The sequence below is a fragment of the Lachnospiraceae bacterium genome (assembly GCA_022794035.1).
Taxonomy (GTDB): Bacteria; Bacillota; Clostridia; order Lachnospirales; family Bianqueaceae; genus CALWPV01.
On sequence record JAAWDX010000006.1, the window covers coordinates 50,429 to 64,926 of the forward strand.

Genomic DNA, 14,498 nt, shown 5'->3' on the forward strand with positions numbered 1-14,498 from the left:
TGCAATTAGCTCCTGTTTTTTCACTTTCCCCTCCGTTTTCCCTCTTATAATACAGAAGAGTGAGCTCTTCGCTCACTCCTCTCATTACCATATTTTATGGATATTATAGCACTTTCATGCATGAAATGCAAGTATTAAAATAGGCTCATTTGATCGGTGTCCGGCAGATCGCCCATGATGCCCAGGCTCTTCATGGTCTCGGCCATCGTCCGGCTGACCTTGGTGCGGTTGATAAAATCCTCGATGGTCAGAAATTCTCCCTCCTGCCGCGCCTCCACGATGGACTCTGCTGCCGTGGCGCCCATGCCGCTCAGGGTATCAAACGGCGGCAGCAGCTTGCCGTCAATGATACGGAATTTGTGATGATCGGACTCATACAGATCGATCGGCAAAAATTCCATGCCCCGGCAATAGGATTCGATCACAAGCTCCAAAAGCGTACGGACCTCCTTATCCTTCGCCGTCTGCTCCTCCTTGGACTTGGCATCCACTGCGGCCATGGCCTCGCGCGCCCGCTCTTCTCCGCGCGCCATCGTCTCATAATCAAAGCTGTCGGCGCGAATCGTGTAAAAGGCAGCGTAATAGGCCTCCATGTGGTACACCTTGTAATAGGCAATGCGCAGCGACATAGTCACATAGGCGGCGGCATGTCCCTTGGGAAACAGGTACTGAATCTTTTTGCAGGATTCCAGATACCATGGCTCAATGCCGTGTGCAATCATATCATCAATATCGCTTTGCTTAAGGCCTGGTCCTTTTTTTCCCTTTCGCACGGCCTCCATAATTTTAAAGGACTGCAGCTTATCCATGCCCAGATGGATCAGATCAATCATGATATCCTCACGCGTACAGATGCATTCTGAGATCGGCGCAATGCCCTGATCCACGATATCCTTTGCATTATTATTCCACACATCTGTCCCGTGAGAAAGCCCTGAAATACGCACGAGATCCGAGAAATTCTGCGGCTTCGTATCCACCAGCATCTGCCGCACGAACCGCGTACCAAACTCAGAGATGCCATAGGTGCCCACTGGGCTCCCGATCTGCTCCGGCGTCACGCCCAGTGCATCAGTATTTAAAAACAGTGACATCACCTTGGGATCATCTAGCGGCACTTCTGTGGCCTTTGTCTGGGTCAGATCCTCCAGCATACGCACCATCGTAGGATCATCATGCCCCAGAATGTCCAGCTTAAGCAACCGGCCGTGCAGCTGATTATAATCAAAATGCGTCGTTACGATCGGCGTATTCATATCGTTGGCCGGATGCTGCACCGGACAGAAATCATACACGCTGTAACCCATCGGTACAATGATCTGACCGCCGGGATGCTGCCCGGTGGTGCGCTTGACATCCAAACAGCCGGAGATCAGATAATTGATCTCAGCATTGCTGGCCGTCTGTCCGCGCTCCTCCAGATATTTGCGCACCATTCCGTAAGCCGTTTTATCGGCCAAACCGCCCATCGTGCCCGCCCGAAACACATGACCCGTTCCAAACATCTCCTCCACATAGGCATGCGCCTTGGGCTGGTATTCACCGGAAAAGTTCAGATCAATATCCGGCTCCTTATCGCCGTCAAAGCCCAAGAACACCTCAAACGGAATCTCCTGTCCGTCCTTCGTCAGCGGCGTACCGCACACGGGACACACCTTGTCCGGCAGATCAAAGCCCGACATACCGGCCTTTGCCTTTACCTCTGGAGAGTCAAAATCGCTGTACTGACATTTTTTGCAATAATAGTGCGCCTGTAGCGGATTGATCTCGGTAATCTCCGCCATGGTCGCCACCAGGGAAGAGCCCACCGATCCCCGCGAGCCCACATAATAGCCATCGGCCACCGAATGCAGTACCAACCGCCTCGCCAGCACATAGAGCGTGGCAAAGCCGTTTTTGATGATACATTTCATCTCATGATCCAGACGCGCTGCCACAACCTCCGGCAGCGGATCTCCGTACATGGCCTTTGCCTTTCCGTATACGGCATCACGCAGCTCCTCCTCTGCGCCTTCAATCACCGGTGAAAACTGTCCGTCCGGAATGGGCAGAATCTTCTCCACCATTTCGCTGATCCGCACCGGATTGTCGATCACCACCTGATGGCAGAGCTCAGGGCCCAAATAGGCAAACTCCTCCAGCATCTCATTGGTCGTTCTAAAATACAGCGGCGCCTGATTGTCCGCATCCTTAAAACCCTTTGAGGCCATCAGGATCTTGCGGAAAACAGCATCCTCCGGTTCCTTGAAATGCACGTCGCAGGTGGCCACCACCGGCTTATCATACTCCAGCCCCAGCTGCACAATCCGCCGATTGATCTCCTGCAGGTCCTCTACCGAGTTTACGTTATCCCGGTCCGGATCGGCAATCATAAACGCATTGTTTCCCACTGGCTGAATTTCCAGATAATCATAAAAGCGGACCAGACGCTCCAGCGTCTCCATCCCGTCGTTCTCCAGAACAGCCTGGTACAGCTCGCCTGCCTCGCAGGCTGTGCCGATCAGCAGCCCTTCCTTTAACCGCAGATACTCGCTTTTAGGAATCCGCGGCTGCCGGTAAAAATAATCCAGATGCGCCAGCGAAACCAGCTCATACAGATTACGCAGGCCCGTCTGATTCTTCACCAAAATCACCGCATGATGCGAACGCAGCCGCTTTACATCGGTGTTTTTATGGATATATGCATTCACCTGTGACAGCGCCTCTATGCCCTGCTCGCGCAGCAAAGCCAGACACTTTATAAAAATCTCCGCTGTCGCTTCGGCATCGTCCACTGCCCGGTGATGGTTTTCCAATGATATGTCCAAATGCTTCGCCACAGAGTCCAGCGTATAGCGGCGCAGCTCAAACAGTCCCCGCGCCAGCTCCAATGTATCGACCACCGTATTGGTCATCGGCGCCTCGCCTAGCTGCGCATTTTTATTTTGGATAAAACCCGTATCGAACGCGGCATTATGGGCCACCAGCACACTGCTGCCTGCCCATTCCTTAAAATCTGGCAGCACCTCCTGAATTGTCCCCTGCCCCCGGACATCCTCATCCGTAATAGAGGTAAGCTCTGTGATTCTGGCCGGGATCGGCCGCTGTGGATCTATGAACCGGCTAAAGCGATCTATGATTTTCCCCTTTTCTATCATCACCGCGCCGATTTCCAGAATCTGATCCTCTTTTTTATTAAATCCGGTTGTCTCAATATCAAATACAACAAACCGGTCTTCGAAGCTCTGTCCCTGATCATTCTCTACGGCTGTTTTTAAATCATCGACCAAATAGGCCTCTACGCCGTAAATCACCTTGATGCCGCATTTTTTGGCCGCATCCATTGCCTCCGGAAAGCCCTGCACCACGCCGTGATCGGTGATGGCCACTGCCGGATGCCCCCAGCGATGCGCCTGCATGACCAAATCCGTCGGTGATACTACGGCATCCATCTCACTGATCTTGGTATGCGCATGCAGCTCGACCCTCTTTTCCTCACAGGTGTCCTGCCGCTCTGGCTTTAAGCTGTCCTTTGTCGGAATGATCGCATCCGCTGTCATCTGGTATTCGTGTGCGTACTGATCATCAAATTTAACGCGGCCCTTTACTTTAATCTGTTTGCCTTTTTTCATCAGTCCGGCTTTTGTTTCCAGATCAGCCGTTTCCATAAACGCCTTTACGGAGATGGAACCCGTATAGTCGGTGATATCTATCGTCATCAGCGTGCGGCCATTTCGAATCTCCTTGCCTTCGCTCTGGATAATATCTCCTTGCAAAATCACGGGCCTGTCCGGCTCCTGTCCTAATACGCTTTTAATGCTTACGGCTTCGCCCTCAAAGGGCCGGCCTAAAATCATCCCCTCCAGCTCCTTTTTTTTCTCCTCATTGACCTGAAGAGGCTCTGCACACAGCGTAATATGATTGGCCATCAGCACCAGATCCTGCACATAGCTATCCATCTGCAGACTTCCTTTGACAAGGATGGTAGCGCCCTTTACCAGCTGCGTTTCCATCCGGCTTTTATAGGTCTTGTGCACAACAAAGGCCTTAACCTCTACACTGTCTATATAATCTGTAATCCGAATCGTTAAGATGGCTTTGCCGTTTTGAATTTCCCGGCAGTGAATCGTACTGATAATCCCGCGGGTCACTACCATCCGCCGCTCCTCATCGCATCTGGCAAGCGGAATTTCATCCTTCGTATTGATAGGCTTACCGCACATGACCTGATTTTTTTTCTTTTTGTCCACCGGCATGTCCTCTTCTTTTATATCGCCTGCTTCCCTGCCTGGCAGATCCGCCGGCATCTGCTGCCGGCTGTTTTCGGCAGGGCGCAGCGGCTCCTCCGCTCCGTAAGCGGCAAAAAAGGCATCATCCGGCAGCGTTTTTGCCGCCTCGGCGGCTCCATCCTCCTCCCAGGGAAGCTCCGGCCGGCTCTCTTCTTCTGCCCTGCTCTGCCTGCTGGGCGGCGCCTCTGCCGAAACAGGCTCTGCCTCTGGCTCGACCGCTTCATTCTCTATGAGCCTGACCTCGCACTCCATTCCCAGGAACTGAAGAATTTCTTCCAGCTTCTCCTTAGTATGGCGCAAACGCATAATCTTGAGCGCTGCCGGTTTTACCTGAATGTCAAGCCGGCCCTGTGCAAACAAAAACGGCATGGCATGCAAAAGGGCAGCGCAAGAAGGCTGCTCTTCACGCAGCCTCTCGAGTATCACCTGTTTTTTCTGATTGTCCGTCATTTGCTGCAGATTTACCGGCTCGTTTTCTATCAGCGAAACCTGCACCCGGCCTTCCATATATATATCGATACAGGCCGTCAAAAGGGCACGTTCATCCTCTGAAAGCGCCCGCCTGCAGCGAATATAGATGTCCATTTTGCATGCGCTCTGGCACACCTCTACCTTGAGCACCTGCACGCCTGCTGCCAGACCGGCGCTCTCCTGCCGAAAAGCCCCCGGAAAAACATCGATCAGCGACCGGTCATACGGCGTCATAGGCCTTCACCTCTTCAACCAGCGCTGCCAAAAGCTGATCCTCCGGCACCTTGCGCAGGATTTCTCCTTTCCTAAACAGCAGCCCTTCTCCTTTGCCGCCGGCGATTCCTAAATCGGCTTCCTTGGCTTCGCCCGGCCCATTGACAATGCATCCCATGATGGCCACTTTAATTGGCTTTTTAATCCCTGCCAGTGCTTTCTGTGCCTGATTGGCAAGCTCGATCAAATCAATATTGGTTCTCCCGCAGGTTGGGCAGGATACGAACTCGATTCCAAACCGCCGCAGTCCCATAAAATGCAGGATTTTCTGCGCCACGCGCACCTCCTCTACCGGATCTCCGGTCAAAGAAACGCGCAGCGTATCTCCCAGCCCCTCGTATAGCAAAGTACCCAGTCCCAGCGCCGATTTAATAGAGCCGTCCTCGATCGTGCCGGCCTCTGTGATCCCAATATGCAACGGATATGTACATTCTTTGGCAAACAGCTCATAGCTTTCGACGCAGCGTCTGACCTCAGAAGCCTTGATCGATACGACAATATCCTCAAACCCAAGCTCCTCCAGATAGCGGACATTCCGCAGGGCGCTCATGCTCAGTGCCTTTGCTGTATGTCCATAGGTTTGCAGCAGATCAGCCTCCAGCGATCCGCCGTTTACGCCTACACGGATGGGGATTTCACGCTCCTTGGCGACCTCTACGACCTTCTTCAGATTTTCTACTCCGCCCAGATTGCCGGGATTGATGCGGATCTTATCCGCTCCGTTTTCCATGGCGGCAATCGCCATGCGGTAATCAAAATGAATATCCGCCACCAGCGGGATATGAATCTGCTTTTTGATCTGCGTCAGCGCCTGTGCGCTCTCTCTATCCGGAACCGTACAGCGGATGATTTCGCAGCCGGCCTCCTCCAGCCGGCAGATTTGCTCAACCGTTGCCTTCACATCCGCTGTCTTGGTATTGGTCATCGACTGAATGGCAATCGGGTTTTCACCGCCGATCTTAACGCCGCCAATATTCACTTCTTTTGTATGCATTCTCCGTAGTCCCCCTTTTACTGGAACAGCCGCAGCACATCATTCAGCGCCACCACCGCCATCAGACCAAATAATAAAATAAAGCCCACTAAATAAATCGTATTTTCCAGCTTCGGATTCAGCGGCTTTTTACGAATTTTCTCCAGCCCTAAAAATACTAAACGGCTTCCGTCCAGCCCCGGAACCGGAAACAGATTGAGCACTCCCAAATTGGCGCTCAAGAGCACCATCAGACTGGACATACTGCTGAGAATCGCCATAATGCCGTAAGAGGCCGCGGCCTGATAGGTTTCGCCTACCACGCTGACCATACCGATGGGTCCGGCCACTGCATCCAGTCCGATTTTACCGGTAAACAGCATGGCAAAGCTGCGGATCGTAAGCTCTACCTCAAAGCACAGATACCAAAAGCTCTGGCTGAGCATATCCCATACTGCCTTAAAAAATCCCTTTTTTGCAATCTGTTCTCCTATGCCGCCTGATTTTCCTGCCGTAAATCCCATCCGGTAGCGCTGATTTTCTTCATCGTACCGCAGCGGAAACCGCAGCGTCTTCTCACTGCCGTCCGCCTTTTCTACCACCAGCTCCACCTCTTCATCCGCCTGATAATTCATCAGCAAAAAGCTGATTTTATTATACACATGGATACGCTCTCCATTCAGCTGTACAATACGGTCTCCCGCCTCCAGCCCTGCCTGCATGGCAGGATAATCCGCCTCCACCGATTGCACCTCTGTATCGGCATAACCATAGCACAGATTAAAAATGAGCAGCAAAACAAAGGCCAGTATGAAATTCATGATCGGCCCTGCCGCCGCCACGCTCGCCCTTGCTCCCGGTGATTTGGCAGTGAAAGAATCCTCATCTGCCTCCTGCCCCTCTTCCGGCTCTTCGCCCTTCATTTTGCAAAACCCGCCGATTGGCAAGAGGCGCACTGAAAAAATCATATCCTTTTTTGTCTTATGCTTCCACAGCGCCGGCCCCATGCCGATCGCAAACTCCTCCACCCGGATTCCATGGTGGCGCGCCATGATAAAATGTCCCCATTCATGGATCACAACGATGATTGTAAACACCAGCAGCGTCAGAATAATGCTCATACTTCCTCCATTCAGCCCGGCCCTTATGAAAGCCGCTTTTCTACCCAACCCCGAATCTGTACTACCTCTTCCAGCGTATATTCCTTTTGTGTATTTTCCTGCCTGTCATAGGCCTCCAGCGCCTGTTCCACGACCCTAAAGATTTCACTAAAGCCAATCCGGCCAAGCCGGAACCATTCCACGGCCCTCTCATTGGCCGCGTTATACACCGCCGGATAGAGCCCTCCTCTTTCCATCGCATAGCGCGCCATGGCGGTGGATGGAAATACAGATTCATCAATGGGCTCAAAGGTCAGGGCTCCCTGTTTCTGAAAATCAAGCGCTGGCACTGCTCTTGGCCCTCGCTCGGGATATAAAAGCGCTACCTCAATCGGAAGCCGCATATCCGGCGCCGCCATCTGCGCCAGCACGGAACCGTCCTTTAATTCCACCATCGAATGAATGATGCTCTGCGGATGGATCACCGGCTCGATCTCCTCCGGCTTTCTGTCAAAAAGCCACATTGCCTCGATCATTTCCAGTCCCTTATTCATGAGCGTGGCACTGTCGATCGTAATCTTCGCGCCCATCGACCAGTTCGGGTGGGCGAGTGCCTGCGCAAGCGTTACGCTCTTTAGCTGCTCAGCCGTCATTCCTCTAAAAGGTCCTCCGGAGGCCGTCAGTATAATCTTATGCACATCTTCTGTTTTTACTCCCTGAAGACACTGAAAAATCGCGCCATGCTCGCTGTCCACCGGCAGAATTTTAACATTCTTTTGCTTAGCAAGCCGCATGATATAAGCGCCTGCGCACACCAATGTCTCTTTATTAGCCAGCGCAATATTTTTTCCTGCCTCAATCGCCGCTACCGTTGGCTGAATGCCGATCATGCCTACCAAGGAGGTCACGACCAGTTCCGCCTCCGGCAGCGCAGCGGCCTCCATCAGCCCCTCCATGCCGCAGCGGTATTGCAGCGCCTCCGGCGCCTTTCCTTTGAGCAGGGTCTTAAGGGCCTTTAATCCGTCCGGCTCATACACAACGACCATCTGCGGCTGAAATTCAAGCACCTGCTCCGCCAGCAGCTCCGGCCTGCTCCCTCCGGCAGCCAGTGCACTCACATGCAGCTTCTCCGGCACAGCTCTGACGATGTCCAGCGTCTGCGTTCCGATCGAACCAGTGCTTCCTAATATCACTATGTTCTTCATCGCTTTTTTTATCCTATCACTTTAAATACTTCTAAAATCATCACAATGATCGGCGCAACCAGAAGGAGGCTGTCAAACCGGTCCAAAATTCCGCCATGCCCCGGAATCAAATTGCCATAGTCCTTAATCTTCATCATACGCTTAATCGAAGAGGCAAAGATATCTCCCACCTGTGCCACCAGCGAGCCCAGAAGCCCGATCAGCAGCGATACCTTTAAGATCACGCCGCGGTCTACCTCCATGGGGCCGGCAATGATCATGCCATAGATCGTACAGAGCAGGATCGAACCAACCACGCCGCCTACGGCGCCTTCGATCGTCTTTTTAGGGCTTAAAACCGGCGACAGCTTATGCTTTCCCAGATAATATCCCGTAAAGTACGCACAGGTATCACAACCCCAGGACGCTGCAAAAATGTACCACACATAAAACTGTCCATTTTGCGCTGTGCGCAGTAAATAGACATAAGAAAAAAGCAGCGATACATAGGCAATGCTAAATACCGTGAGCGCCGCATCCACCATCCCCCGCTTGGGATAAAACACCAGACAGAGCACCATCAGCACAATCATCAGAAGTGTAAAAAAATACAGAATAAAATGACCGTTCCAGATCTGCTCTTTAAAAAGCAGCAGACACACATATAGTACAAAGCTGGCTACCATGCCGGTAATCCGGAAGGGCTGGTGCTGCTTGCTGCGCTGCATGGCATTATACAGCTCAAACAGCGCTAATATGTTTAAAATAAACAATGCGCATAATAAAACCGGACCTCCTGCAATTAAAAGCACTGAAAATATTAAGATGAGTGCAATTCCGCTAAAAATACGAACCTTCATGCTTTTTCCCCCTCTATTTGTCCCCCAAAGCGTCGCTGCCGCCCGGCATAGGCCTGCACAGCCAGCGCCAGATCAGCCGGTGAAAAATCCGGCCACAGCCGGTCGGTAAAATAAAATTCACTATAAGCCAGCTGCCACAGCAGAAAATTGCTGATCCGCTCTTCCGCACTGGTGCGGATCATCAGATCCGGATCCGGCAGCTCTCTCGTGTCCAGATAAGCGGCAAAGCCTTCTTCCGTCAGCGCTTCTGCCGCCGTCTGGCCGTCCTGTGCTTCTTTGACGATTTTTTTTACGGCTCTTAGGATCTCGTCCCGCCCGCCGTAGTTGATCGCAAAGGTCAGATTGAGCTTCTCCATCTTGGCCGTATCGCGTTCGATTTCTCCAATCAGCTCCTGCAGATCGGGCGTTAACCGGGACCGGTCGCCAATTACGCGAATACGGATGCCCTTGCGCAGCGCATCCTTCTTATTTTTGATCAGATATCGCTTCATCAAGCCCATCAGATAGGATACTTCATCCTGCGAGCGCTTCCAGTTTTCTGTCGAAAAGGCATAGACCGTCAGATAAGGGATGCCCCATTCGATCATCGTATCGCCGATCACCTCGATGTTGTCGGCGCCCGCCTTATGCCCCTGCTGCTTTAATTTTCCATTTTGCTTTGCCCAGCGCCTATTGCCATCCAAAATGATCGCAATATGGCGGGGAAGCTTCTCCGAGCTCACTCCTGCCCCTTGCATATGTTCCTCCTGCGCGTCAAATTCATAAAGAATCAGGGCTGCTTCAGCCGATGCAGCCCTGTATATTTTCATTCTCCTTCAGGAATTATACAGACATAACCTCTTTCGTCTTTGCTTCAACGCGCTGATCTACTTTTTTGATAAACTCGTCGGTCATCTTCTGCAGCTTTTCTTCAAGATTCTTTTGATCATCCTCTGTGATCTCACTCTCTTTTTTCTGCTTTTTCAGCGCATCCATCATATCGCGGCGAATATTGCGAATCGCTACCTTTGCCGCTTCTCCCTTTTTCTTTACCTCTTTACTGGTTTCTTTTCTCTTCTCCTCCGTGAGCTCCGGAAATACGAGCCGCACCACCTTGCCGTCTGAAGTCGGATGGATCCCCAGCTCAGATGCGTTCAGCGCCTTCTCGATCTCTTTAATCAAGCTGGCATCCCACGGCTGAATCAAAAGCATACGCGGCTCCGGTACAGAGATGTTGCCTACCTGCTGCAGCGGTGTCGGCGTGCCGTAATAGTTCACAGTAATTCGGTCTAACACATGGGGATTCGCCCGTCCAACCCGAATTGTGTTGAACTCCTCGTCCAAGTTTACAATCGCTTTCTCCATTCTGATTTTGCTCTGATCAATATCCTGCATGTGATGAGCCTCCTTTTATCATGATTTACTTTATAAAGCTTTCAAAGCATCGCGGACAGAATCAGTACAGAACCGTCCCGATTGCTTCTCCTTTTACAGCCTTCAAAATACTCTGCTCTGCCTGCAGGGCAAACAGCTGCGCCGGCATCTGATTTTCCATGCAGAAGGCGGCTGCCGGCAGATCAATCACCTTTAGGTTCTGGCTCAGCAGCTCCTGATAGGACAATCTGTCATACTTTTTAGCATTCGCATTGAGAGCCGGATCGCTGTCATACACACCGTCCACACTCTTGGCCATCAAAATCATCTCGCACTCTGTCTGCACGGCATAAAGCGCTGTCCCCATATCGGTAGAGAAAAACGGATGCCCCGTGCCTCCGGCAAAGAACACAATCTTGCCTTCTTCCAGATCACGCACAGCCTTGTCCTTATTAAAGATCTCGGTATAAAGTCCAATTGCATACGGCGTATAAACGGCTGTTTTCATGCCTTCTGTTTGAAAAATTTCAGAAACATACAGGCAGTTCATCACCGTGCCCAGCATGCCGATCTGATCTGCTTTGACCCGGTCAATGCCCTCTGCGCTGCGGCCGCGCCAAAAATTGCCGCCGCCAATCACAATCGCAATCTGTGTACCCGTCTCCGCTGCTTCCTTTACCTGCTTTGCCACGGCTCTTGTCGTCTCTGCATCCAGTCCAAAGCCTTTTCCGCCGGAAAGCGCTTCTCCGCTCAGCTTGAGTAAAATTCGTCTATACATCGAAAGCTTCCTTTCTGCTTGGTCCCTGTCGTTTTGTTTATTTTAGCATAATTTGACGCATTACGCAAGCTCAGGCTTTCTTTAGGCGCAGCGTTTTGATCTCAAAGGCCCGGAAATCCAGCTCGCAACTTCCTTCGCCCTCCAGCTTCTCCTGCACGTTTTCCAGCATGTCGCACACATATGCCTCATAGCCTGGAAGCGCCCAGCTTAGCTTGGCTGAAACCGCCGCCTTCTGCGCCTCATACAGACGCAAAATCAGATCCTTGCTGCCATCCTCCGCCGGCTTGACCGTCTCCAAAATCACATTGGGCTGGTCCACTGTAAACAGTGAGCCTGTTTGCGCTATGCGCGCCGTGCCCTTTGCTGCAAGCGGCTTCACATTCAGCTCATAGCCCTGGCGCACTGCCGGCGACTGGGCAAAGCTGCCCTCCCATGCCGTAAACGCATAGGTAAAATGATGCATGCGGTTGTCGGCGCGCATCTCCGGGCTGGCCGACGCTGTGAGCAGCGTTAATTCAAGCGCGTTCTCATTAGCGCTCATCCCGTATTTGGCATCATTCAGTACCGCTGCGCCATGGCTGCCGTCGCATAGCGCGCTGTAGCGGTGATTGCATACCTCAAAGCGGTCCTTATCGTAAGCCCGCGAGCGATGCACCGGCCGCTCCACATAGCCGAACTGCATCTCATTATACACCGTATCCGTATAGATCTGGACCGGAAATGCCACCTTCAGCAGGCGGTGCAGCTCCTTCCAGTCAATTTCCGTTTCAAATTCCAGCCGGTCGCTCTCGGCCTGCAGCCGGATCTGCTGTTTATAGGACGAATTGCCAATCCTGCCGCGCACCTCCAGCACGGCCTCCATCCCGCTCTCCTGCAGCACGCTGACCTCGATCTGCTCCGCTCCCGGAAGCTCCTGCAGCACATAATTAGAATCGATATCCCATGCATCAAACAGGCGCGGCACATCCTTGTACAGACGCAGGCGGTTCATGGGCTCAGCTGCCATCTCGCGGTCCGTCCCCGCCAGCCGATACGAAATCACCTCGCCCCGCTCATTGATCAGAGCCTTCAAGCGCCCATTCTCCATCAGATAGCCGCTCTGCGTTTTCGTGACTACCGCCTGATTCATAAGCTGCTTCGCTTCCCGATTCGAAGGCACCAGCGACACCGCGCCGCACGGCGGCAACTTGACCATGACCGCCGCCTTGCCGCCCTTCCTGCCGACAGGCAGCTCTTCGCCATCTGCTGTCTGCACTCCGCCGCTCATCGACTCCGGCAGCTCAAGGATTGCCGTTCTGGGGAAGCTCAAGGAATTAAAGACTGTCATTCCTTCTGCCGGTTCTGCTGTCAGCGCCTTGACGGCTCCTTCCGTCAGCTGCTGTGCTTTCTCGATCATGCTGCCCATTCTTTTTTCGGCTTCCTGATAAATCTCGGCGATGCCGGAACCTGGCAAAATATCATGGAACTGATGCAGCAGCAGCTCCTTCCAGAGCGCATCGGCCTGCTCCAGCGGGTACGGGACCTGCACCGCCTCCTGCGCAATGGCTCCCCAAAACTCCAGCTCCCGCATGGCAAGCTCGGCTCGTCGGTTGTTTTCCTTCACCTTTGCCTGCGCGGTATAGGTCCCTCGGTGCGCACTGAAATAGAGCTCTCCCCGGTAAGTATTCTTCGGGCCACCCGCCGCCTGCATATCTTCAAAAAACTCCTGAGGACCGGCCATTTTCATTTTAACGCCGCCCTCCAGATTTTTTTGCCGCTCTGCATATTCTACATAATCGCGGGCAGGACCTCCGCCTCCGTCGCCGTAGCCATAGGGAAAGAGAAATGCGTCCAGATCCCGCTTTTGCGTTCTCTGATTCCAGATTTTATTGGCTTCTGTGGGGGAGGTATAATAGGTATAGCTTGTCGGCAGGAAGGAGACCACCTTCGAGCCGTCCATGCCCTCCCAGGTAAAGTAGTGATACGGGAACTGCTCGCCCTCGTTATAGGACCAGAAAATCTTTTGCGTCACCAAATAGCGCACGCCGCAGCCTTGCAGGATCTGCGGGAGCGCCGCTGTATATCCAAATGTATCCGGCAGCCACAGCACCTGACTGTCCACATCAAACACTTCTTTATAATACCGTTTTCCATGAAGTAGCTGGCGGATCAGCGCCTCGCCGCTGCTCATATTGGTATCCGGCTCTACCCACATCGCGCCGTCTGCAATCCACTGCCCTGTTTTAGCCGCCTTTAAAATCCGTTCAAAGAGCTCCGGATAATACTGACGGCACATTTCATAAGAGGCCGGCTGACTTTGAATAAATTTATACTCCGGGTACTCTTCGATCAGCCGCAGCTGCGCGGCAAAGGTCCTTGCGGTTTTACGGTAGGTTTCCGCCATCGGCCAGAGCCATGCCAAATCCAAATGCGCGTTGCCAATCGCATAAAATGCCGGCATCGTGCTGCCGTTTTCTGCCTGCATTACAGGCCTGAGCTCCTCTCTGGCTCTTTCATAATCTGCAATGCGCAGCGCCCGCTCCTGCTCAAAATCCACCGTCAGCGTGAACCGCTCCAGCGCCTCTGCGATTTTCGCTGCGCGCAGCGAATTGGGATCGAGCACCTCCAGTAATTTATTCAGCGTATCTACATCCATATACAACTGATATGCAGCTTCATTCCAAATTCCATAGCTGCAGCTGCCTAATACAGCTCTGGAGCCGTCCTGTTTAGGATCCTGATAGCTGCCGGGCAGCACCGGTCCCGTTGCGCAGCCTCCCAAGGGGCTTTCCGGGAAGAAATGTCCGGCATAGGTTTCCAGCATAAGCTCATAAACAGCCCCTGCTTTTCCGCTTCGCGTCAGCGTATTATCCACCATATAATGATGCGGCTCTCTCACCCAGTCCGCCCGAAACGTCCCAAAAGCCTGATCATTAACAAAAATAGTAGATTCTCCTCCGGGATTCAGATTTAAAACAATCCGCTCCCCTTCCGCTGCCTCTGGCAAGGTAATCCGACTCTTCATCCATCCGTATTCGTATTTCTCACCCCACACATAACCGGGCTTTACGGGCACAAAAGACTGCTCCTTTGCCTCCTCCAGCGAAAGCTGCTCCTTCGTCTGATATATAGACCACTCCAGTTCCCCAAGCGGCTGATAAAAATCTTCTTTTAAGGTTTTGAGCCAGTGGCGAAGCCGGCCTGTCCATTCTGCATGCATAATACCCATATGCTACCTCCTCGATTTCAATTATCTGTA

General features: G+C 52.5%; 9 protein-coding genes. All 9 read right to left on the reverse strand.

All coding sequences use genetic code 11. The features are described from left to right. Window positions 1–134: 134 nt before the first annotated feature. Complete coding sequence (locus tag HFE64_05955) at window positions 135–4,973, reverse strand: PolC-type DNA polymerase III (protein MCI8633008.1); 4,839 nt, start codon at window positions 4,971–4,973, stop codon at window positions 135–137. Further along, on the reverse strand, window positions 4,960–6,006 hold the full coding sequence (gene ispG, locus HFE64_05960; protein MCI8633009.1) for a flavodoxin-dependent (E)-4-hydroxy-3-methylbut-2-enyl-diphosphate synthase: 1,047 nt from the start codon (window positions 6,004–6,006) through the stop codon (window positions 4,960–4,962). The genes HFE64_05955 and ispG overlap by 14 nt, the downstream gene beginning before the upstream one ends. A 17-nt stretch (window positions 6,007–6,023) precedes the next feature. Next, window positions 6,024–7,106, reverse strand: coding sequence for a site-2 protease family protein (locus HFE64_05965; GenBank protein ID MCI8633010.1), 1,083 nt, complete (start codon window positions 7,104–7,106; stop codon window positions 6,024–6,026). Window positions 7,107–7,129: 23 nt separating this feature from the next. After that, window positions 7,130–8,290 (reverse strand): 1-deoxy-D-xylulose-5-phosphate reductoisomerase, encoded by a 1,161-nt coding sequence (locus HFE64_05970; protein ID MCI8633011.1) that lies wholly within the window; start codon window positions 8,288–8,290, stop codon window positions 7,130–7,132. An 8-nt stretch (window positions 8,291–8,298) separates the two neighbouring features. Beyond that, a complete protein-coding gene (locus HFE64_05975) occupies window positions 8,299–9,129 on the reverse strand; it encodes a phosphatidate cytidylyltransferase (protein MCI8633012.1) in 831 nt (276 codons plus the stop codon). Next, window positions 9,126–9,866, reverse strand: a complete 741-nt coding sequence (uppS, locus tag HFE64_05980) for a di-trans,poly-cis-decaprenylcistransferase (GenBank protein ID MCI8633013.1) — start codon at window positions 9,864–9,866, stop codon at window positions 9,126–9,128. Before uppS ends, HFE64_05975 begins: the two co-directional genes overlap by 4 nt. A gap of 85 nt (window positions 9,867–9,951) precedes the next feature. Next, window positions 9,952–10,503: a ribosome recycling factor gene (gene frr, locus HFE64_05985; protein MCI8633014.1), complete on the reverse strand. Its 552-nt coding sequence runs from the start codon at window positions 10,501–10,503 to the stop codon at window positions 9,952–9,954. A gap of 61 nt (window positions 10,504–10,564) precedes the next feature. Beyond that, a complete protein-coding gene (pyrH, locus tag HFE64_05990; GenBank protein ID MCI8633015.1) occupies window positions 10,565–11,260 on the reverse strand; it encodes a UMP kinase in 696 nt (231 codons plus the stop codon). A gap of 70 nt (window positions 11,261–11,330) precedes the next feature. Next, window positions 11,331–14,468 carry an alpha-mannosidase gene (locus HFE64_05995; GenBank protein ID MCI8633016.1) on the reverse strand — a complete coding sequence of 1,046 codons (3,138 nt, stop codon included), beginning with the start codon at window positions 14,466–14,468 and terminating at the stop codon, window positions 11,331–11,333. Window positions 14,469–14,498 lie beyond the last annotated feature (30 nt).